At 63.3% G+C, this 19,165-nt stretch carries 20 protein-coding genes; 9 read left to right on the top strand and 11 right to left on the bottom strand.

All coding sequences use genetic code 11. The features are described from left to right. The first annotated feature begins 58 nt into the window (after positions 1 to 58). From NOV72_RS15975 to NOV72_RS15950, 6 genes are all read left to right on the top strand, one after another. Positions 59 to 697 (top strand): chorismate--pyruvate lyase family protein, encoded by a 639-nt coding sequence (locus NOV72_RS15975; protein ID WP_106855575.1) that lies wholly within the window; start codon positions 59 to 61, stop codon positions 695 to 697. Next, on the top strand, positions 694 to 1,176 hold the full coding sequence (locus NOV72_RS15970) for a DNA-deoxyinosine glycosylase (protein WP_106855574.1): 483 nt from the start codon (positions 694 to 696) through the stop codon (positions 1,174 to 1,176). The genes NOV72_RS15975 and NOV72_RS15970 overlap by 4 nt, the downstream gene beginning before the upstream one ends. Then, entirely contained in the window at positions 1,173 to 2,075 is a 903-nt protein-coding gene (locus NOV72_RS15965; RefSeq protein WP_106855573.1) for a class I SAM-dependent methyltransferase, read from the top strand. The genes NOV72_RS15970 and NOV72_RS15965 overlap by 4 nt, the downstream gene beginning before the upstream one ends. Positions 2,076 to 2,295: 220 nt before the next feature. Then, complete coding sequence (locus NOV72_RS15960) at positions 2,296 to 2,544, top strand: DUF3311 domain-containing protein (RefSeq protein WP_008350708.1); 249 nt, start codon at positions 2,296 to 2,298, stop codon at positions 2,542 to 2,544. Beyond that, positions 2,544 to 4,094 carry a monocarboxylate uptake permease MctP gene (mctP, locus tag NOV72_RS15955; protein WP_106855732.1) on the top strand — a complete coding sequence of 517 codons (1,551 nt, stop codon included), beginning with the start codon at positions 2,544 to 2,546 and terminating at the stop codon, positions 4,092 to 4,094. Before NOV72_RS15960 ends, mctP begins: the two co-directional genes overlap by 1 nt. Before the next feature lie 121 nt (positions 4,095 to 4,215). Then, the gene (locus NOV72_RS15950) at positions 4,216 to 5,319 is read left to right on the top strand and encodes an FUSC family protein (RefSeq protein WP_106855572.1); all 1,104 of its coding nucleotides are present in this window, start codon (positions 4,216 to 4,218) and stop codon (positions 5,317 to 5,319) included. An 11-nt stretch (positions 5,320 to 5,330) separates the two neighbouring features. Here the strand turns inward: NOV72_RS15950 and NOV72_RS15945 are convergent, their stop codons facing one another. The 6 genes from NOV72_RS15945 to NOV72_RS15920 form a co-directional block, all read right to left on the bottom strand. Then, a complete protein-coding gene (locus NOV72_RS15945) occupies positions 5,331 to 5,759 on the bottom strand; it encodes a VOC family protein (protein WP_106855571.1) in 429 nt (142 codons plus the stop codon). A gap of 175 nt (positions 5,760 to 5,934) precedes the next feature. Continuing rightward, positions 5,935 to 6,888 (bottom strand): transaldolase, encoded by a 954-nt coding sequence (gene tal, locus NOV72_RS15940; protein ID WP_106855570.1) that lies wholly within the window; start codon positions 6,886 to 6,888, stop codon positions 5,935 to 5,937. Positions 6,889 to 7,226: 338 nt separating this feature from the next. After that, positions 7,227 to 8,423 carry a benzoate/H(+) symporter BenE family transporter gene (locus NOV72_RS15935; protein ID WP_106855569.1) on the bottom strand — a complete coding sequence of 399 codons (1,197 nt, stop codon included), beginning with the start codon at positions 8,421 to 8,423 and terminating at the stop codon, positions 7,227 to 7,229. A gap of 15 nt (positions 8,424 to 8,438) precedes the next feature. Further along, entirely contained in the window at positions 8,439 to 9,614 is a 1,176-nt protein-coding gene (locus tag NOV72_RS15930) for a vWA domain-containing protein (RefSeq protein WP_106855568.1), read from the bottom strand. A gap of 25 nt (positions 9,615 to 9,639) precedes the next feature. After that, positions 9,640 to 10,230 carry a GNAT family N-acetyltransferase gene (locus NOV72_RS15925; protein WP_106855567.1) on the bottom strand — a complete coding sequence of 197 codons (591 nt, stop codon included), beginning with the start codon at positions 10,228 to 10,230 and terminating at the stop codon, positions 9,640 to 9,642. A gap of 9 nt (positions 10,231 to 10,239) precedes the next feature. Next, positions 10,240 to 11,082 carry an AAA family ATPase gene (locus NOV72_RS15920; RefSeq protein ID WP_106855566.1) on the bottom strand — a complete coding sequence of 281 codons (843 nt, stop codon included), beginning with the start codon at positions 11,080 to 11,082 and terminating at the stop codon, positions 10,240 to 10,242. Positions 11,083 to 11,478: 396 nt separating this feature from the next. On the opposite strand from NOV72_RS15920, the gene NOV72_RS15915 reads away from it, so the two are divergent. Next, a complete protein-coding gene (locus NOV72_RS15915) occupies positions 11,479 to 11,844 on the top strand; it encodes a c-type cytochrome (protein ID WP_014190874.1) in 366 nt (121 codons plus the stop codon). Between the two features lie 42 nt (positions 11,845 to 11,886). Further along, complete coding sequence (locus tag NOV72_RS15910) at positions 11,887 to 12,264, top strand: c-type cytochrome (protein ID WP_106855565.1); 378 nt, start codon at positions 11,887 to 11,889, stop codon at positions 12,262 to 12,264. A gap of 92 nt (positions 12,265 to 12,356) precedes the next feature. Here the strand turns inward: NOV72_RS15910 and NOV72_RS15905 are convergent, their stop codons facing one another. The 3 genes from NOV72_RS15905 to rsxB form a co-directional block, all read right to left on the bottom strand. Continuing rightward, positions 12,357 to 12,788 carry a DUF1841 family protein gene (locus tag NOV72_RS15905; protein ID WP_106855564.1) on the bottom strand — a complete coding sequence of 144 codons (432 nt, stop codon included), beginning with the start codon at positions 12,786 to 12,788 and terminating at the stop codon, positions 12,357 to 12,359. A gap of 73 nt (positions 12,789 to 12,861) precedes the next feature. Continuing rightward, positions 12,862 to 13,506, bottom strand: a complete 645-nt coding sequence (gene nth, locus NOV72_RS15900; RefSeq protein ID WP_106855563.1) for an endonuclease III — start codon at positions 13,504 to 13,506, stop codon at positions 12,862 to 12,864. Continuing rightward, positions 13,503 to 14,348, bottom strand: a complete 846-nt coding sequence (rsxB, locus tag NOV72_RS15895) for an electron transport complex subunit RsxB (RefSeq protein ID WP_245933064.1) — start codon at positions 14,346 to 14,348, stop codon at positions 13,503 to 13,505. Before rsxB ends, nth begins: the two co-directional genes overlap by 4 nt. Positions 14,349 to 14,656: 308 nt before the next feature. Between rsxB and NOV72_RS15890 the strand changes: the two genes are divergently transcribed. Beyond that, complete coding sequence (locus tag NOV72_RS15890) at positions 14,657 to 15,289, top strand: TetR/AcrR family transcriptional regulator (RefSeq protein ID WP_106855561.1); 633 nt, start codon at positions 14,657 to 14,659, stop codon at positions 15,287 to 15,289. A gap of 109 nt (positions 15,290 to 15,398) precedes the next feature. Here the strand turns inward: NOV72_RS15890 and NOV72_RS15885 are convergent, their stop codons facing one another. Further along, positions 15,399 to 16,670: a polyhydroxyalkanoate depolymerase gene (locus NOV72_RS15885; RefSeq protein ID WP_106855560.1), complete on the bottom strand. Its 1,272-nt coding sequence runs from the start codon at positions 16,668 to 16,670 to the stop codon at positions 15,399 to 15,401. Positions 16,671 to 17,029: 359 nt separating this feature from the next. Continuing rightward, the gene (locus NOV72_RS15880; RefSeq protein WP_106855559.1) at positions 17,030 to 18,904 is read right to left on the bottom strand and encodes a glycoside hydrolase family 15 protein; all 1,875 of its coding nucleotides are present in this window, start codon (positions 18,902 to 18,904) and stop codon (positions 17,030 to 17,032) included. Positions 18,905 to 19,165 lie beyond the last annotated feature (261 nt).

Genomic DNA, 19,165 nt, shown 5'->3' with positions numbered 1-19,165 from the left:
GCGGCGCGTTTTTTCTTGTGTTCGTGTGCCGTAAGACGCGGAATTTATAATCCGCTGCATGCTCACGCCCAACGATCCCATCGATGCGCACTGGCGCGTCGTCCCGCTTCCCTCGCTCACCGATGCACAAAAGGACTGGCTCACACGCGGCGGCTCGCTGACCGCGCATCTGCGCACGCTCGGCGCGGTGACGGTCGAGGTCACGCGCGAAGCGGTCGACATTCCGTGGCGAGACGAAGCGCGCGCATTGCAAATCACGCCCCGCACGCCGGTGTGGGTGCGTGAAGTCGCGCTGAAAGTCGATGGCGTGACGTTCGTCGTCGCGCATAGCATCGTGCCGTTGTCGCATGGCGCGGGCGTGTGGCAATCGATGCGCCGTCTGCGCACGCGCCCGCTCGCCGAACTGCTCTATAGCGACAGCAGCGTGTCGCGTTCGGCGCTCGCGAGCCGGCGCGTCACGGCGCGGCATCCGCTGCATCGGCTGGCGTCGTCGCACATGGACGGACGGCATGCGCTCGTCGCGCGACGATCCGTCTTCAAACGTCACGACGCACCGCTGATGGTCACCGAATGCATGCTCGATGCGCTCTGGACGAAGCTCGCCACGATGCACGGCCCGCATCGGCGCGAACATGCGCGCTCGTACGATCACCTGCGCTCGCATGCGAAGCGCGTCGCGCATGGCGAGGCGAAATGAAGCTCGCCGGATTCGCGCCCATCGGCGATGAAGAAACGCATACGCTCATCCTCGGCAGTTTTCCGGGCGTCGCGTCGCTCGCGGCGACGCAGTACTATGCGCATCCGCGCAATCAGTTCTGGCGGCTCGTGGGCGCGGCCATCGGCGAGGAGTTGCACGCGCTTGCCTATGACGATCGTCTCGCGCGACTCGTCGCGCATGGCATAGGCTTATGGGACGTGCTCGCCGCATGCGAGCGCGAAGGCAGCCTCGACGCGGCGATCCGCAACGCGTCGCCCAACGATTTCGCCGTGTTCCACACGCGCTTTCCGAAGCTGCGCAAAGTGTGCTTCAACGGCAAGACCTCGGGCAAATTCGCGCCCGTGCTGAGCGCCGCGGGCTACGCCACGCTCGTCCTGCCATCGTCGAGCGCGGCCAATGCTATTCTCTCGTTCGATCAAAAATTGCGCATCTGGCGCGACATCCTCACCACACAATGACGAATCTCATCAAGCGCGCATCGGCTGAAGCGCGCGCGTTCGGCCGCAAAAAGGACGACAGCAAATCGAAGCGCAAGCGCGGTGACGACGATCGCGACGATCTCGCGAACGCGCCGCGCATCGACGCGCCCCGCAAACCGCGCTTCGCGCCCGTGACGTTCTCGGAAGAGGGCGGCGTGCGCTATCTGCACTTCGGCACCGAATGGGTGCAGGGCGCGATGCGTCTGAAGAAGCCCGATCACATCGAGCTCGAATACGCGCAGCAGATGATGGCGTGGCTTCTTTTCGTCGAGACGCCCGAGCGCATCGTGCAACTCGGGCTCGGCGCCGCCGCGCTCACGAAGTTCTGCTACCGCTTTCTGAAGCACGCTCAAGTGGAAGCGGTCGAACTGAATCCCGCGGTCGTGATCGCCGCGCGCGCGATGTTCGAATTGCCCTACGACGACGCGCGTCTCACCGTCACCGAGCGCGACGCGTGGGAGTTCGTCAACGATCGCGCGAATCACGGCACGACCGGCGCGTTGCAGATCGATCTCTACGACGCCACCGCGCGCGGCCCCGTGCTCGACAGCGTGTCGTTCTATCGCGCGTGCCGCGCCTGTCTCACGCCGCAAGCGGGCGTCGTCACGATCAACCTGTTCGGCGATCATCCGAGCTTCGTGCGCAACATGCGTCATCTGAATGAGGCGTTCGATCATCGCGTGATCGCGCTGCCCGAAGTGCACGACGGCAATCGCGTCGCGATCGCGTTCGCCGGTCCCGCGCTCGACGTGTCGTTCGATGCGCTCGACACCCGCGCGAAGCTCATCGAAGCGCAACTCGGTCTGCCCGCGCGCAAGTGGGTGAAGGGTCTCGCGCAAAGCGCGGGCGTCGCGACGAGCGGTGCGTTCTCGATCTGATACCAGCACAGCAGCCAAGGCCAGAACGAGGGTTTTGGCCTATTTACAAGATGCTTTCAAATCAGCGGAATAGTCGGGAATCCCCCTGCTTGACCGTGTTTTAAGGGTCCATATACTCCCTCTGTTATTTCGGGGTGCTTTCAGCGGCATGTCTACCCGACGACCGGCATCCCGCCGGGCTCGCGATAACGATGCGATCAAAACAAAGAGGAGACCGTTCATGGCTCACGAAGCTACGACCGGCACCGGACAACCGCGCAACAAGCATTGGCTTTGGCTTCTGATCCTTCCGTGGATCGGTGTGGTATGGGTGCCGTTTTACAACAAGATCGAGCCCGTTCTGTGGGGCTTTCCGTATTTCTACTGGTATCAGTTGTTGTGGGTGCTGATCAGCGCGGTCATCACCGCCGTCGTCTATAAGAAGACGAAGGCGCTGCCCTCGGGACGCAAGAACGGAGGTGCGCGATGATGAACACCACCGCAACTTTCGTCTTCGTCCTGTTCTTCGTCGGCGTCACGATTCTCGGCTTCATCGCCGCGCACTGGCGTAAGGGCGATCTTGCCCAGCTCGACGAATGGGGTCTCGGCGGCCGCCGCTTCGGCACCATCGTCACGTGGTTCCTGCTCGGCGGCGATCTCTACACCGCCTATACGTTCGTCGCGGTGCCGGCGCTCGTGTTCGGCGCGGGCGCGACGGGCTTCTTCGCGCTGCCGTACACCATCCTCATCTATCCGTTCGCATTCGTCGTGTTTCCGAAGCTCTGGAGCATCGCGAAGCGTCACGGCTACGTGACCGCCGCCGACTTCGTGCACGCGCGCTACAACAGCCGCATGCTCGCGCTCGCCGTCGCGCTGACGGGCATCGTCGCGACGATGCCGTACATCGCGCTGCAGCTCGTCGGCATCGAAGTGGTGATCGGCGCGCTCGGATTCTCGACGCAAGGCTTCGTCGGCGATCTGCCGCTCATCATCGCGTTCGCGATTCTCGCCGCGTACACGTACACGTCGGGCCTGCGCGCGCCTGCGATGATCGCCGTGGTGAAGGACGTGCTGATCTACATCACGATCATCGCCGCGATGATCGTGATCCCCGCGCAGCTCGGCGGCTTCGGCCATATCTTCAGCGTCGTGCCGCCGGAGAAGCTGCTGCTGAAGGCGCCCGATGCCGCGAGCCTGAACGGCTACAGCGCGTACGCGACGCTCGCCGTCGGCTCGGCGCTGGCGCTCTTCCTGTACCCGCACTCGGTGACGGCGATTCTCTCGTCGAACTCCGGCAATACGATCCGCCGCAATATGTCGCTCCTGCCGGCGTATTCGCTCGTGCTCGGTTTGCTCGCGCTGCTCGGCTACATGGCGCTGGCGTCGGGCGTGAAGGACATGCCCGAGTACGCGTCGTACTTCAAGGCTTACGGCGCGAACTTCGCGGTGCCGGCGCTCTTCCTGCACTACTTCCCGTCGTGGTTCGTGGGCGTGGCGTTCGCGGCGATCGGCATCGGCGCGCTGGTTCCGGCGGCGATCATGTCGATCGCGGCGGCGAACCTCTACACGCGCAACGTGCATCGCGAGTTCGTCAACACCAACATGACGCCGGAGCAGGAAACCAATGTCGCCAAGCTGGTGTCGCTGATCGTGAAGGTCGGCGCGGTGGTCTTCATTCTCGCGCTGCCGCTCACGTATGCGATCCAGTTGCAGCTGCTTGGCGGCATCTGGATCATTCAGACGCTGCCCGCGCTCGTGCTCGGTCTCTATACGCGCGTGCTCGATCATCGCGGCTTGCTGATCGGCTGGGCGGTGGGCATCGGCGTCGGCACGTGGATGGCCGTCTCGCTGCAACTGAAGGGCTCGATCTATCCGCTGCATCTGTTCGGCTACGTCGTGCCGGGCTACGCGGCCGTGTGGGCGCTGATCGCGAACCTGATCGTCTCGATCGTCGTGAGCCTGCTCGTTCGCGTGCTGGGCCTCAAGCGCTCGGAAGACCGCACGCGTCCGGAAGACTATCTGGATATCGTGGAAGGCTGATTCCGGCCGCTCGCGCATGCGCCCGGCGCGGTGCGCGAAAAGCTGGTAAAACGCCCGTAACAGCCATCCGGCCGTTACGGGCGTTTTGTTTTCGAGAGCCTTCATTCGACGCGAGCGAATCATGGATTCCACGACATCGACGTCACTCAGGCGCAGCCGTTTCGCTCGCCTCTTTCATTCGATCGCGTCGCCGTACTTTCGCTACCGGCACGCCGCGATGATTCACGCGGTGCGCGTCGGGCTCGCGATGGCGGTGTCGATCGCGGTCACGACGGGCATCGACATGCCGCACGGCGTGTGGGCGTCGGTATCGGTGCTGGTGGTGATCGGCGGATTGCAGCACTACGGCAACATCCGCAAGAAAGCAGGCGAGCGCGCGATGGGCACGGCGCTCGGCGCGTTCTTCGGGCTCGTGCTCATTCTCGCGCAGATGCTCACCGGCTCCGTGATGGTGTTCTTCGTGCTGATGTGCGTGATCGCGGGCGGCTGCGCCTACTACGCGATCGGCAAGGCGGGTTATGTCGCGCTGCTCACCGCGATCACCATGGTCATCGTGTCCGGCCACGGCGACCTGCCGCTTGCCACCGGATTGTGGCGCACGGCCAACGTGATGATCGGCGTGGTGATCGCGCTCGGCTTCTCGTTCGTGTTACCGCAATACGCGACGTATTCCTGGCGATATCGGCTCGCGGACAATCTGCGCGCGTGCGCGAAGCTGTACGGCGCATTGCTCGACGGCACGCCGCTCGTCGCGGAGGAAACCACGCGACGCTTCTATGCGATGAGCCAGCGGCTCGTGCAGTCGCGCGGGCTGATGGAATCGGTCGCGAAGGAAACCAATGTGCCGATGGCGCGGCTCGAAGAAATCCAGCGGCTGCATCGCTCGATTCTCGCGGCGCTGGAAATGCTGGCGATGTCGATGTCCGAAGTCGCGGGCGCGGCGCCCGGCCGCTTCGCGATTGCCTGTTCGCCGGGCGAGTACGCGGTGCGTCAGCAGCTTCTGCAGATGGCCCGGGCGTTGCGCTTCGGGCGCGTGAGCCTGCTGTACCGCGCAGTGAATGTTCCGAACGTGCCGCCCTGCACGGACGCCGATGCAAACGCGGCGACGCAGGGCATGCATTGGGTCGCGATACGCTTCGTGGAGCAGGTGGATCGGCTGAGGCTGCGTCTTTCGGAGATCGAGCGGCAGTGGAATATCGAAGGCGCGCGGCCGCTCAATCCGTGACGCGATAGCGCTCAGGCCGGCTGTGCTTCGGCTTCGTGAACCACGTTGATGAGCCAGGGCACGCCGAAACGATCCACCAGCATGCCGAAGCCCTGCGTCCAGAACGTGGATTGCCACGGCGTCAGGACGTTGCCGCCTTCGGCGAGCATGTTGAAAATGCGTTCGCCGGATTGCGCGTCGTCCGCGGAGATCGACAACGTGAAGCCGGAGTAATCCTGGCGCGGCTGGCCGTAGCGGCCGTCGGAGACCATGATCGCGTTCGAACCGACGCAGAACACCGCATGCGTGATCTTGTCCTGCCAGTCGGGCGGCGCGTTGCCGCCGTCGGGAGCGTCGCGGAAGCGGACCAGCACGGCGATCTTGGCGCCGAATGCGGCCTGATAGAGTTCGAGCGCGGCGGCGCAATCGCCGTTATAGAGAATATAGGTATCCAGTTGCATGACCGGGACTTAGTGAATATGAAGCGGTTACGCCGCCAAAGCACCGAAGTCTATTGCAACGCGATTCCACGGCAACTCGGAAACGGTCAAATTACGTCAAGAGGCAGCAAGATAGAAAAAACCGCCTGTCGCACCGATGTCCCGGCGCGGCAGGCGGTTTCGTATCAAGCAAACATTACTGAAGCGCGGTGATCAGCTTCTCCAGCTTGATCGCATCGGCGGCGAACGCGCGGATGCCTTCCGCGAGCTTTTCGGTCGCCATCGCGTCGTCGTTGACGAGGAAGCGGAAGGTCGGCTCGTCGACCGCGATCTTCTCCACGTTTTCGTTCTTCACCAGGTCCGGCGAGAGCTTGCGTTCGACCGTGTCGTTGCTGTCGGCGAGTTTCTTCAGCAGGTCGGGGCTGATCGTCAGCAGGTCGCAGCCGGCGAGTTCGGTGATCTGGCTCACCGTGCGGAAGCTCGCGCCCATGACCTCGGTCTTGTAGCCGAACTTCTTGTAGTACGAGTAGATGCGGCGCACCGACTGCACGCCCGGATCGTTCGCGCCGCCGTTCTTCACTTCGTCCCATTCCGCGCCGGCGGACTTCTTGTACCAGTCGTAGATGCGGCCGACGAACGGCGAGATCAGTTGCGCGCCCGCTTCGGCGCACGCGACGGCCTGCGCGAGCGAGAAGAGCAGCGTCATGTTGCAGTGGATACCTTCCTTCTGCAGCACCTCGGCCGCGCGAATGCCTTCCCATGTCGATGCGAGCTTGATCAGCACGCGATCGCGGCTGATGCCCGCGTTCTCGTACAGCTTGATGATGTCGTGCGCCTTGTCGATCGACGCTTTCGTGTCGAACGAGAGGCGCGCGTCGACTTCGGTGGACACGCGGCCCGGAATGATCTTGAGAATCTCGGTGCCGAACGCGACGAGCAGATTGTCGATGATCTGCGGCATCGGCTTTTTCGCGTGCTCCTTGACGGTCTTTTCGAGCAGCGGCTTGTAGTCGTCCTTCTGGACGGCCTTCAGGATCAGCGACGGATTCGTGGTCGCGTCCTGCGGCTTGAACTGGATGAATTGCTGGAAGTCGCCCGTGTCGGCGACGACGGTCGTGTATTGCTTGAGCTGGTCGAGAGCGGATGTCATGTCGAGTCTCAGACGCGTTGCGCCTTGTCAAATTGCGGTAACCAACCCGCGGATTGCCCATGATTGCGACGCCGCGCGGCGACTTCGTTCGCGCGGCGCGCCCCTGAATTCATTCTTCCATTCTAGTCCCGAGCGCGGCGAGCGCGCTGATACCGTGCGCACCCGCACGCGGCGTGCCGGATTTCGACCGGACGCGCAAGCGAGTTCGGGCCGGCGCCGTCGGGCGGCATGCGCACGATCGTCAGCGGTTTGTCGGTCAAGCTTATGACGGGATTGCGAATTTCTGTTGCGAGAAAACCGGCCGGAAATCAGGGCCGGTTCCGTCATTGTAGGCCGCGTCAGGATCGCCGGGCGTTCAGCACGAAATGTGTCAAGACGCCCGCGATCAATCCCCAGAACGCGGAGCCGATCGACAGCAGCGTGAGGCCCGAAGCCGTCACCATGAACGTGACGAGCGCAGGCTCGCGCTGGCGGGCGTCCTGCATCGCGTTGGCGAGACCGCTCATGATCGAGCCGAAGAGCGCGAGCGCGGCCACCGACACGACCAGTTCCTTCGGAAAGGCCGCGAACAGCGCGGCGATGGTCGCGCCGAACGTGCCCGCGATCAGATAGAAGATGCCGCACCACACGGCGGCCGTGTAGCGCCGGTCGCGGTTCTCGTGCGCCTCGCGGCCGGTGCAGATCGCGGCGGTGATGGCCGCGAGATTCACGCCGTGCGAGCCGAACGGCGCGAGCACGAGCGACGCGAGTCCGGTTGCCGAGATGAGCGGGGCGGAGGGCGTCGTGTAGCCGTCGGCGCGCAGGACGGCGATGCCCGGCACATTTTGCGACGCCATCGCGACGACGAACAGCGGAATGCCGATGCTGATCGCCGCGGCGAGCGAGAACGCGGGCATCGTGAAAACCGGATGCGCGAGCGCGACGTGAAAGTGCGAAAAGTCGAGCAAGCCGAGCGCGCCCGCGATCGCGATGCCCACGACGAGCGTCGCCGGAATCGCGTAACGCGGCACGAAGCGCTTGGCCGTGAGATACGTGAAGAACATCGCGATGACGAGCGCCGTCCGATGCTCGGCGGCGCGAAAAATCTCGATGCCGATCTCGAACAGAATGCCCGCGAGCAGCGCGGCGGCGATGCCCGACGGAATACGCTTCATCAGCGTGTCGAACCAGCCGGTGAGACCGACGGCGGTCAAAAGCACCGCGCAGACGATGAACGCGCCGATCGCCTCGGCATATGCGACGTTCGGCAGCGACGAGACGAGCAGCGCCGCGCCCGGCGTCGACCACGCGACGACGATCGGCGCGCGATAGCGCAGCGACAACCCGATGGTGCAGACCGCCATGCCCATCGAGAGCGCCCAGATCCACGACGAGATCTGCGCGTTCGTGAGATGCGCGGCCTGGCCGGCCTGGAACATCAGCACGAGCGAACTCGTGTAGCCGGTCATCATCGCGACGAAACCGGCGACGATGGTGGACAGCGAAGTGTCAAAGAAGAAGCGCGGCGCGGCGGGCGCCGAAGCGGAAGCTTTCATTCGTGTTGTTTTCGGTTACTTCGAGAGGGCGCGCATGGCGGTTTCGAGGCCGGCCATCGTGAGCGGATACATGCGATTGCCGAGAACATTGCGGATCGCGGAAATCGACTGCCGATATTCCCATAGCCGCTCGGGTTCGGGATTGAGCCATGCGTGATGCGGAAACTGATCGGCGAGCCGGCGCAGCCACACCGCGCCCGCTTCGGCGTTGTTGTATTCGACGGAACCGCCGGGCTGCAGCACTTCGTAGGGACTCATCGTGGCGTCGCCGACGAAGATCAATTTGTAGTCGGGCGTGAACTTGTGCAAGACGTCGAAAGTCGGCGTGCGCTCCGCATGACGCCGGCGATTGTGCTTCCACAGATAGTCGTACACGCAGTTGTGGAAGTAATAGAACTCGAGATGCTTGAACTCCGCTTTCGCCGCCGAGAAGAGTTCTTCGACGCGTTTGATGTGGTCGTCCATCGAGCCGCCGACATCGAGCAGCATCAGCACCTTCACGGTGTTGTGGCGCTCGGGGACCATCTTGAGATCGAGCCAGCCCGCGTTGGCGGCGGTGCTGCGGATCGTGTCGGGCAGATCGAGTTCTTCGGCCGCGCCTTCGCGCGCGAAACGCCGCAAGCGGCGCAGCGCGACCTTGATGTTGCGCGTGCCGATTTCGACCTGATCGTCGTAGTCCTTGTATGCGCGCTCGTCCCACACCTTCACGGCGGTGCGATTCCCCGACGATTCCCCGCCGATCCGGATGCCTTCCGGGTTGTAGCCGCCGTGCCCGAAGGGCGACGTGCCGCCCGTGCCGATCCACTTGTTGCCGCCTTCGTGACGCTCCTGCTGCTCGTCCATCAGCTCTTTCAGACGTTCCATGAGCTTGTCGAGGCCGCCGAGCGCCTCGATGCGCTTCTTTTCCTCCGCGGTGAAATCGCGGTCGAGGCGCTTTTTGAGCCAGTCGAGCGGAATCTCGAACGCTTCGTCGGGAAGCTGGGTCACGCCGTGGAAATACGCGCCGAACGCGCGATCGAACTTGTCGAAATATTTCTCGTCCTTCACGAGCGTCATGCGCGAGAGGAAGTAGAACTCGTCGAGCGACGGCGAGATCACCTGCGCCTTCAGCGCTTCGAGCAAGGTCAGGTATTCCTTCACCGAGACGGGCAGCTTCGCGTCGCGCAGCGAATAGAAAAAGTCGATCAGCATGGCGCGCTCTCCATCGCGACGGGTTTCAGCGGCCGAGCCGCCAGGTGAGATTGGCGCGCACCGCCGGCCACTCCGACTGGATGACGGAAAACACGACGGTGTCGCGCATCACGCCATCGCGGCCGACCTGATGATTGCGCAGAATGCCGTCCTGCTTCGCGCCGAGCCGCGCGATCGCCGTGCGCGACGCGTGGTTCATGAAATGCGTGCGGAACTCCACGGCGATGGCATCGAGCTTGTCGAACGCGTGCGTCAGCAGCAGCAACTTGGCTTCGGTGTTGAGCGCGGTCTTCTGTACGCGTTGGGCGTACCACGTATGGCCGATTTCCAGCCGCCGGTTCGCTTCATCGACATTGAAGTAGCGCGTCGAACCGACGATATCGCCGGTCTTCGCATCGATCACCGCGAACGGATGCGCGCCGAGCCGGTCGCGCATGTCGAGCGCGGTGTCGATATAACCGCGCGTCTTGTCCGGCGAAGGCACGAAGGTGTACCAGAGCTTCCACAATTCGCCGTCGCTGGCGGCGGCCGTGAGCGCCGCTTCGTGTTCGCGCGTGAGCGGCACGAGCCTGACATGCTCGCCTTCCAGTGTGACGGGTTCAATCCAGCGGCTCATTTTTTCTTATTAGCGATTATTGCGATTCATGAAGAGCAGACGCTCGAACAGCGCGACGTCCTGTTCGTTCTTCAAGAGCGCGCCGTGCAGCGGCGGCACGATCTGCTTCTGATCGGACGAGCGCAGCGCTTCGGGCGGAATGTCTTCGGCGAGCAGCAGCTTGAGCCAGTCGAGCAGTTCGGACGTCGATGGCTTCTTCTTGAGCCCCGACACGCCGCGCAATTCGAAGAAGCTCTGCATCGCGGCGGCGAGCAGATCCTGCTTGATGTTCGGGAAGTGCACTTCGACGATCGCTTTCATCGTCTCCGCGTCCGGGAACCGGATGTAGTGGAAGAAGCAGCGGCGCAGGAACGCGTCCGGCAGTTCCTTCTCGTTGTTCGACGTGATGATCACGAGCGGCCGGTGCTTCGCCTTCACGAGCTCGCGCGTCTCGTACACGTAGAACTCCATGCGGTCGAGTTCGCGCAACAGGTCGTTCGGAAATTCGATGTCCGCCTTGTCGATTTCGTCGATGAGCAGCACGCTTTGCTGATCCGACTCGAACGCCTGCCACAGCACGCCCTTGACGATGTAGTTGCGGATGTCCTTCACGCGCTCGTCGCCGAGTTGCGAATCGCGCAGGCGCGAGACCGCGTCGTATTCGTACAGGCCCTGCTGCGCTTTCGTGGTCGACTTGATGTGCCATTGCAGGAGCGGCATGCCGAGCGCCCCCGCGACTTCTTCCGCGAGCATGGTCTTGCCGGTGCCGGGTTCGCCCTTGATGAGCAGCGGCCGTTGCAACGTCATCGCGGCGTTCACCGCGAGCTTGAGATCGTCGGTTGCGACGTATTGCGATGAGCCTTCGAAACGCATGACGAAGATCCGGTCAGAAAAAAATCCCAGTATAAGTCAGAAGACCTTTCGGCATTGAGGCGCGCCGGGTATCGTTTGAGCCGCTCGATCGGCGGTTGCCGCGGCGTGTCCGGCCGCGTGTGCAGCGTGCGCGCAGGCGGGCTCATCGCTTGTACAGGGACGAATTGTCGCAGGCTAAATGCCTGCTTTTCAGCCGATTCCCCTTGCCAGCAGGGCTTCGGCGCGGTTCGCGTGTGGACGGAGGGTAGGTCGCGCGGTACAATTAGCGCGATTTTTTTGGCCTGCGTGGCGACAAACCCTGTAGCAGCAAACAGTCCCGAGAAGGTTGTAATGCGCTCGGCGCGGGCCGCGGCCTTTGGAGCGCCGGATTTCCCCTCAAGCCAGGTTAGAAGAGCTATGAACAATTTCGTCGGCAAATGTGCCGTGATTGCAGCGCTGTCCGGTCTCGCCGGCTTCGCGACCGAGGCGTCGGCCGACGTCGTCGGCAACGCGAAGGCCGCAGAGGGCAAGGTCGCGATGTGCATCGGCTGCCACGGCATCCCCGGCTATCGCACCGCGTACCCCGAAGTCTACGAAGTGCCGATGCTGGGCGGCCAGAACGCGCAGTACATCGCCAATGCGCTGCACGCCTACAAGAAGGGCGACCGTCATTTCGACACGATGCGCGCCATCGCGACGACGCTGTCGGATCAGGACATCGCCGATATCGCCGCGTACTACGCCGCGCAGACTCCCCAATCGAAGAACAATCCCGACAAGTGATCCGCCCGTGACACGGCAAAGCGATAACGGGAAGGAGAATTCATGAAGCCGTCCAAGGCACTTCAAACCAGCTTCAAGGCAGCATGCGCGGCAGCGGCGCTTATCGGCATGACGGTCGGCGCCGCGCACGCGGCCGACGTGAGCAACGGTAAGGCGCTCTCCGACAGCCACAACTGCGCGGCCTGCCACGGCCCCGGTCTCAACAAGCCGGTGAGCGGCGAGTATCCGCGGCTCGCGGGCCAGCATGCGAGCTATATCTACTGGGCGTTGCGCCAGTATCAGATCGGCGGCGACAACCCGAACTTCGGCCGCAACAACGCCATCATGAAGGCGCAGGTGCAGAGCCTGTCGCAGAGCGACCTGAAGGATCTCGCGGCGTATATCGAATCGCTCGACGGCAGTCTCGTGCTGAAGAAGTAAGCGCGCGCCGCCCGGCGTTCCGCCATCAAGCGACACACCCCGCTTTGCAAGCGGGGTGTTTTCATTTGCGCGCCTTCTCGATTTCCGGATGCTTAGTCGCGCGAAGCACGGCGCTCGATGAGCGCGAGATACGCATCCGTATCCGGCGGCGTGCCCGAGCGCTGCGCTTCCCAGATCACCTGTCCGAGGCAATCCATGATGGCGTGCTGCGCGTCATGCGGCGAGCCGAGGCGCGCGACGAGTTTGTCGTGCGCGCGGCGGATGCCCGGCGGCTGATCGATCGACAATTGCTCGCTGATCGCGAGATGCATCGACAGATGCAGAAACGGATTGGTCTGGCCGCGATCGGGCGAGTAATCGGCTTCGCGCGATTCGGGATTCACGAGCGCGTCGTGATATTCGGGATGCTCGCCGATCCAGTCGGCGGCCATGCTTTCGAGCGGCGTCAGAATCTCGCTTGCGCGCTCCTTGCGCCAGGTTTCGGTGAAGAACTGGCGGACTTCGTCGCGGCTAGGGTTGAACATAACGTATTGATTCGATTGCGGGTTTCTGAATCCGCTATTGTAGACCGCCGCGTGCCCGGTCTGCCCAAACCGCTCATTCGACCGGCGCGGGCGTCTTCGGGCGATATTCGCAGAGCGGCTCGATCGCGCAATGCCAGCACTCGGGCACGCGCGCCTTGCACACGTAACGCCCGTGCAGAATCAGCCAGTGATGCGCATCGTGAAGAAATTCCTTCGGCGTGAACTTCTCGAGCGCGGTCTCGACGGCGCGCACGTCCTTGCCCGGCGCGAGCCCCGTGCGATTCGCGACGCGGAAGATATGCGTATCGACGGCGATCGTCGGCTGTCCGAACGCCGTGTTGAGCACGACGTTCGCCGTCTTGCGTCCGACGCCCGGCAGCGCTTCGAGCGCCTCGCGATTGTCGGGCACCTCGCAGCCGTATTGATCGATGAGAATGCGGCACGTCGCGATCACGTTCTTCGCCTTCGTGCGATAAAGCCCGATCGTGCGGATGTATTCCGACACGCCTTCCTCGCCGAGCGCGAGCACCGCCGCCGGCGTATTGGCCACGGGAAACATCTTGCGCATCGCCTTGTTGACGGAGACGTCGGTCGCCTGCGCGGAGAGCATCACGGCGATCAGCAGTTCGAACGGCGTGGTGTATTCGAGCTCCGTCGCCGGATGCGGATTCAGGCTTTGCAACGTCTCGTAGATGGCGCGGCGCTTCGTCGCGTTCATGGTTCGATGTCCGTTTCGCCCTCGCCGGGATGCGACGCGTTTTCGTCGCCGGTCAGCCCGAGACGGCGCCGCCGTTCTTCGGCGGTGTCGATCTGCGCCTGGACTGCCGCGCTCACGTGGTCCGTGTTTTTCGGGCCCGCGCCGAGCTTCGCCATCTCTTCCTTCTTCTTGCGCGCGCGCTCCAGTGCGGCCTGAATGATCGCGCGTTTCTTCGCTTCCGGATCGTCGCTCGCGGATTGTGCCGGCGGCGTTTGCGGGATGGGCTGCGGCTTCGCGTGCGCCGCGCGCGCTGCCTGACGCGCGCTCGCCCGCGCCTCGGCGGCGACGCGCTCGCGTTCGAGACGCGCGACGCGGCGGTCGTGCCGTGCGCGGGCCGCGTCGGCTTCATTCTGGCTCCACGCATCCCAGCCGGTGCGAACGCCGGTGACGGGCACCATCGCGATGCAATCGACCGGGCAGGGCGGCACGCACAGATCGCAGCCCGTGCACAGTTCGGCGATGACCGTATGCATCTGCTTCGCCGCGCCGACGATCGCATCGACCGGACACGCCTGCATGCACAGCGTGCAGCCGATGCACACGTTCTCGTCGATCACCGCGACGGGTCGCGCGCGCTCGACGCCGTGCGTCGTATCGAGCGGAATATCGGGCTTGGCGAGCAACGCGGCCAGTCGCGCGATGCCTTCGGCGCCGCCCGGCGGGCACTGGTTGTAGTTCGCCTCGCCCGCGGCGATGGCTTCGGCGTAAGGCCGGCAGGCGGGATAGCCGCACTTGGTGCATTGCGTCTGCGGCAGCAGATCTTCGATGCGCTCTGCGAGCGTCTTGGGAACGGTTGCGGTCACGAGGAATTGCGTTGATGCCTTGGGGACTGGCGCAGCATGCGCACGCTGCCTGTTCGGCGCGAGTCCCGCTCTTTCGGGCACGCGCTCGGCTTTGACCGACATTATCGCCGAAACCGCAAACAGCCGTGCCGGATGGCTTTCAATCCCAATTGCCAATGTCGTTCGATGTGCGCATAATCGAAGCGCTTTTCCGTTTGACCGCAGGACGGTGTTTCCCAATAACCCTGGGCAGCGCCCGTTCACGTCATGTACCCCAACGCGGGCCGCGTGACGCTAATCCGGCAACGCGGCTCCCGAGTCATGCCACCATGAATCAGCCGAAAATCAAAAGAGATCCTGAAGGCACACGGCGCCGTATTTTGCTTGCCGCCGCAGAAGAGTTCGCTGCCGGCGGGCTGTTTGGCGCCCGTGTCGATCAGATTGCGCGCCGGGCGGAGACCAATGAACGCATGCTCTATTACTACTTCGGTAGCAAGGAGCAGTTATTCACCGCCGTGCTCGAACATGCGCTAGCCGCACTCGTCGATGCCGAACGCACACTCGAACTCGACGGCATTGCGCCTATCGAAGCGATGACGCGTCTCGCGCATTTCGTCTGGGATTACTACCGGGATCATCCGGAATTGCTGCGCCTCATCAATAACGAAAATCTGCATGAGGCGAGATACATCAAAGGATCGAATCGAATTCGCGAGCTTATTTCGCCGATCGTCACCACGCTCACCGCCATTCTCGATCGTGGTCAAAAAGCCGGATTGTTTCGCACCGACGTCGATCCGCTCAAGCTGTATATCGTCCTGTCGGGACTGGGCTATTACATCGTGTCGAACCGCTTTACGCTCGAAGCGACTTTCGGGCTCGATTTCAGCGAGCAAGGCCAGCGCGATCAGATCGTCCGCATGAATACCGAGTTGCTGCTGGCTTATCTGACGCGGCGCTGATCGGCGTTTTCGTCTTCGCGCCGTCTGAAGATAACGAAAAAACGTCGCGCCTTTTGCAGGGCGCGACGTTTTCATTTGATGCGATGGAATCGGTCCCGTCGCGTTCTTCTTACGCGGGCACCGCTTCCGTCTTCGGCGTCTTGTCGTGTTCGAGAATGAACTCGCGCAATTGCGGATACACCATCGTGCGCCAGCGGCGGCCGGAGAAGATGCCGTAGTGGCCGGCCTTTTCCGCCGTGAAATGCCGCTTGTCCTTCGCCGGAATGCCGGTGCAGAGGTCGTGCGCGGCGCGCGTCTGGCCGCTGCCGGAGATGTCGTCGAGCTCGCCTTCGATCGTGAAGAGCGCCGTGTGCTTGATGTCCTGCGGACGCACGAGTTCGTCGTTCACTTCCCACGTGCCTTCGGCGAGCCGGAACTCCTGGAACACGATGCGGATCGTCTCGAGGTAGTACTCGGCGGCCATGTCGAGCACGGCGTTGTATTCGTCGTAGAAACGGCGATGTTGCTCGGCGTCCTCATCGTCGCCGCGCAGCAGATTTTGATAGAAGTCCCAATGGGCCGTGAGGTGGCGTTCCGGATTCATCGCGACGAAACCCGCATGCTGCAGGAAGCCCGGATAAACCTTGCGCCCGACGCCCGGATAATTCGCCGGCACCGTGTAGATGACGTTGTTCTCGAACCAGCTATAGGAGTGCTCGTTCGCCAGCGAGTTGACGGACGTGGGGCTGCGGCGCGCGTCGATCGGGCCGCCCATCATGGTCATGGTGCGCGGCGTGTCTTCGCCACGGCTCGCCATCAGCGAAATGGCGGCGAGCACCGGCACGGTCGGCTGACACACCGAGATCACGTGCAGATCCTTCGCGCCGATGTGACGGATGAACTCCTGAATATATTCGACGTAATCGTCCAGATGGAACGGGCCGGCTTCGGTCGGCACCATGCGCGCGTCGATCCAGTCGGTGATGTACACCTTGTGGTCCTGCAGCAGCGTCTTCACCGTATCGCGCAGGAGCGTGGAGTGGTGGCCCGAGAGCGGCGCGCACACGAGCACGATCGGCTCGTTCTTCAGCTTGGTGACGGTGGCGCTGTCGTCGGCGAAGCGCTTGAAACGCAGGAGACGGCAGAACGGCTTTTCGATCACGGTCTGCTCGACAATCGGAATGTTATGCCCGTCCTTGACGATCTGATGAATGCTGAACTCCGGCTTCTCGTAGTCCTTGCCTAGCCGGTAGAGCAATTCGTAACCCGCGGCGAGGCGGCTCGAACCGGGAATGTAGGCAAGCGGACTGGCCGGATTGACGAACGACTTGGATGCGGCCTCGGCCCATGCTGTGAGGGGAGACAGCATGGCTCGCTGAAATTCGTGGATTTGATAGAGCATGGTTGCCCCAGTAACTCCGGTGGAAACCGGTACGCCCGTTGATGCCGGCAATTGCACCCGGCGATAAGCTTCAACGGCATTCGATGACCCCCGGCGGCGCGGCGGGCTGTCGCCATGCCGCCGGGGCACTGTCTTTCCTGCGCTGCTTCCTGCCTGCCTTATATGGTGCCATTCCGCGCACTATCGACCCGTGGACGATGAAACTTGAGCGCGCGCAAGATTTTCCGTGTATTAAGCATTCAATTCAACCGATCGGGCGAAATTGCCGGCACGAAAAACAACACATTCGCAAATCCTACATTTTGTGCGTTGCACCAATGTTACCGGGAAACGCAAATTTCACCAACCAAAACAGAGATTTAAGACTTTCCCGTTGCGGCATCGATCTCGGCCTGCGCTTCCGCTTCCTCGTGGTTTTCGGAGCCCGATGGCTGGCCGGTCGCCTTCGCCATCTCTTCCTCGTGACGCATCAGGTTCATCCCGGTATGCACCAGCGCCACGTGCGTGAAAGCCTGCGGGAAATTCCCGACCATGCGCTTCGCCACCGTGTCGTACTCCTCGGCTAGCAGACCGACGTCGTTCGCCAGGCCGACGAGGCGCTCGAACATCGCATGCGCTTCGTCGATCCGGCCCTGGAGCGCCAGATTGTCGACCAGCCAGAAGCTACAAGCCAGAAACGTGCCTTCTCCGGGCGGCAACCCGTCGGCGACTTCGGCGGTGTGATAGCGCTTCACCAGACCATCGTGCGTCAACTTGGTCTCGATCGCATGTACGGTTCCGGTCACTCGCGGATCTTTTGGCGGCAAAAATCCGAGCAACGGGATGAGCAGCAGGCTCGCATCGAGCGCATCGCTGCCATAGGCCTGCGTGAAGGAGTTCAGCTCCGCGTTCCAGCTTTTCTTCAGCACTTCGGAGCGGATGCGCGCGCGCATCGCGTGCCAGTGGTCGATCGGACCCGGCAGCTCGAACTTTTCCGCCGATTTGATCGCGCGATCGTAGGCGACCCACGCCATGACCTTCGAAAACGTGAAGTGCTGGCGTCCGCCGCGCACTTCCCAGATGCCTTCGTCGGGCTGTTCCCAGATCGTGTCGAGGTGTTGCAGCATCGCGCACTGGATCGACCAGGCGGTTTCGTCGCTCTGCAGACCGCCCACGCGCGCGAGGTGCAGCGCGTTCATCACTTCGCCGTAGACGTCGAGTTGCAACTGATCGACCGCACCGTTGCCGATGCGCACCGGCGACGCGCCCTCGTAGCCCGGCAGCCACGCGATTTCCCATTCGGGCAGGCGGCGTTCGCCCGCGATGCCGTACATGATCTGAATCTGCGACGGCGATCCCGCCATCACGCGGCCCAGCCATGCGCGCCACGCGCGGGCTTCGTCGTAGTAACCGCCGCGCATCATCGCGAGCAGGGTGATGGTCGCGTCACGCAGCCAGCAGTAGCGATAGTCCCAGTTGCGCGTGCCGCCGAGCTGCTCCGGCAGCGAGGTCGTGGGCGCGGCGACGATGCCGCCCGTCGGCTCGTAGGCGAGCGCCTTCAGCGTGATGAGCGAGCGGCGGATGGCGCTCGCCCAGCGGCCTTTGAGCTCGCTTTGGCCCGACCATTCGCGCCAGTGATTCTCGGTGCGCGCGAGTTGCGTGTGGGGATCGGACGCGTGCGGCAGGCGCAAATGCGACTGCGAATAGCACAGCGAAAAGGGCACGCGCTCGCCCGCGCCGACGTCGAAGGACGCGGTGGTATGCATGTTTTCGCCGACGAGATCGACCGGCGTGCGCAGCACCGCGAGATCCGGTCCGGCGATCGCGCGGATGCCGCTGTCGTCGGGCAGACGGCTGACCCAGGGCACGGCCGAGCCGTAATCGAAACGCAGCACGAGTTCCATCTTCATGCGCACCGTGCCGCGCCGGCCGATCACGATGCGCACCAGTTCCGAATGCCCGTTGCGCAGAGGCATGAAGTCGACGATCGTCACCGCGCCTTGCGGCGTTTCGAAATCCGTTTCGAGGACGAGCGTGTCCTCGCGATAGCGACGCGTGATGACGGGCGTTTCACCTTCGGGCACTTCGGGGGCGATGAGCCATCGGCCGTGCTCGGGCGAGCCGAGCAGCGCCGCGAAGCACGCGCCGGAGTCGAAGCGTGGCCAACAGAGCCAGTCGACGGAACCGTCGCGGGAAATGAGCGCTGCGGTGTGGCCGTCGCCGACCATCGCGTAGTCTTCGATCAGTGCTGGCATAAGCGAACATCTTCCTGCTGGCGGCGCGTGCCGGTTCGAAACGCGCCGCGGGTTGAGCAAAAGATTCGGGACGCGGCGCGCCCCGAGCGAAGCGTGGCGTCATCGAAAGATGGAGCGACGAACACCACGCATGCTTTCTGGCCGCATTCTGCCGCAATCGTTCGCGACAAGCAGAAAACCGGGCCGCGCGCACTCACGGCGCGCACGATTCGCTGCGACGGCGGCCGCGTCGCGTTGGCGGAAAAACACTAGCGAAGCGCC

This window comes from Caballeronia novacaledonica (genome assembly GCF_900258035.1).
GTDB lineage: Bacteria > Pseudomonadota > Gammaproteobacteria > Burkholderiales > Burkholderiaceae > Caballeronia > Caballeronia novacaledonica.
This window is presented reverse-complemented; position numbering and strand designations above follow the sequence as displayed.

Excerpts from the sequence above, each read along its gene's own strand:
- NOV72_RS15975 (WP_106855575.1), top strand. The coding sequence starts at position 59 with ATGCTCACGCCCAACGATCCCATCGATGCGCACTGGCGCGTCGTCCCG.
- NOV72_RS15970 (WP_106855574.1), top strand. The coding sequence starts at position 694 with ATGAAGCTCGCCGGATTCGCGCCCATCGGCGATGAAGAAACGCATACG.
- NOV72_RS15965 (WP_106855573.1), top strand. The coding sequence starts at position 1,173 with ATGACGAATCTCATCAAGCGCGCATCGGCTGAAGCGCGCGCGTTCGGC.
- NOV72_RS15960 (WP_008350708.1), top strand. The coding sequence starts at position 2,296 with ATGGCTCACGAAGCTACGACCGGCACCGGACAACCGCGCAACAAGCAT.
- mctP (WP_106855732.1), top strand. The coding sequence starts at position 2,544 with ATGAACACCACCGCAACTTTCGTCTTCGTCCTGTTCTTCGTCGGCGTC.
- NOV72_RS15950 (WP_106855572.1), top strand. The coding sequence starts at position 4,216 with ATGGATTCCACGACATCGACGTCACTCAGGCGCAGCCGTTTCGCTCGC.
- NOV72_RS15945 (WP_106855571.1), bottom strand. The coding sequence starts at position 5,759 with ATGCAACTGGATACCTATATTCTCTATAACGGCGATTGCGCCGCCGCG.
- tal (WP_106855570.1), bottom strand. The coding sequence starts at position 6,888 with ATGACATCCGCTCTCGACCAGCTCAAGCAATACACGACCGTCGTCGCC.
- NOV72_RS15935 (WP_106855569.1), bottom strand. The coding sequence starts at position 8,423 with ATGAAAGCTTCCGCTTCGGCGCCCGCCGCGCCGCGCTTCTTCTTTGAC.
- NOV72_RS15930 (WP_106855568.1), bottom strand. The coding sequence starts at position 9,614 with ATGCTGATCGACTTTTTCTATTCGCTGCGCGACGCGAAGCTGCCCGTC.
- NOV72_RS15925 (WP_106855567.1), bottom strand. The coding sequence starts at position 10,230 with ATGAGCCGCTGGATTGAACCCGTCACACTGGAAGGCGAGCATGTCAGG.
- NOV72_RS15920 (WP_106855566.1), bottom strand. The coding sequence starts at position 11,082 with ATGCGTTTCGAAGGCTCATCGCAATACGTCGCAACCGACGATCTCAAG.
- NOV72_RS15915 (WP_014190874.1), top strand. The coding sequence starts at position 11,479 with ATGAACAATTTCGTCGGCAAATGTGCCGTGATTGCAGCGCTGTCCGGT.
- NOV72_RS15910 (WP_106855565.1), top strand. The coding sequence starts at position 11,887 with ATGAAGCCGTCCAAGGCACTTCAAACCAGCTTCAAGGCAGCATGCGCG.
- NOV72_RS15905 (WP_106855564.1), bottom strand. The coding sequence starts at position 12,788 with ATGTTCAACCCTAGCCGCGACGAAGTCCGCCAGTTCTTCACCGAAACC.
- nth (WP_106855563.1), bottom strand. The coding sequence starts at position 13,506 with ATGAACGCGACGAAGCGCCGCGCCATCTACGAGACGTTGCAAAGCCTG.
- NOV72_RS15890 (WP_106855561.1), top strand. The coding sequence starts at position 14,657 with ATGAATCAGCCGAAAATCAAAAGAGATCCTGAAGGCACACGGCGCCGT.
- NOV72_RS15885 (WP_106855560.1), bottom strand. The coding sequence starts at position 16,670 with ATGCTCTATCAAATCCACGAATTTCAGCGAGCCATGCTGTCTCCCCTC.
- NOV72_RS15880 (WP_106855559.1), bottom strand. The coding sequence starts at position 18,904 with ATGCCAGCACTGATCGAAGACTACGCGATGGTCGGCGACGGCCACACC.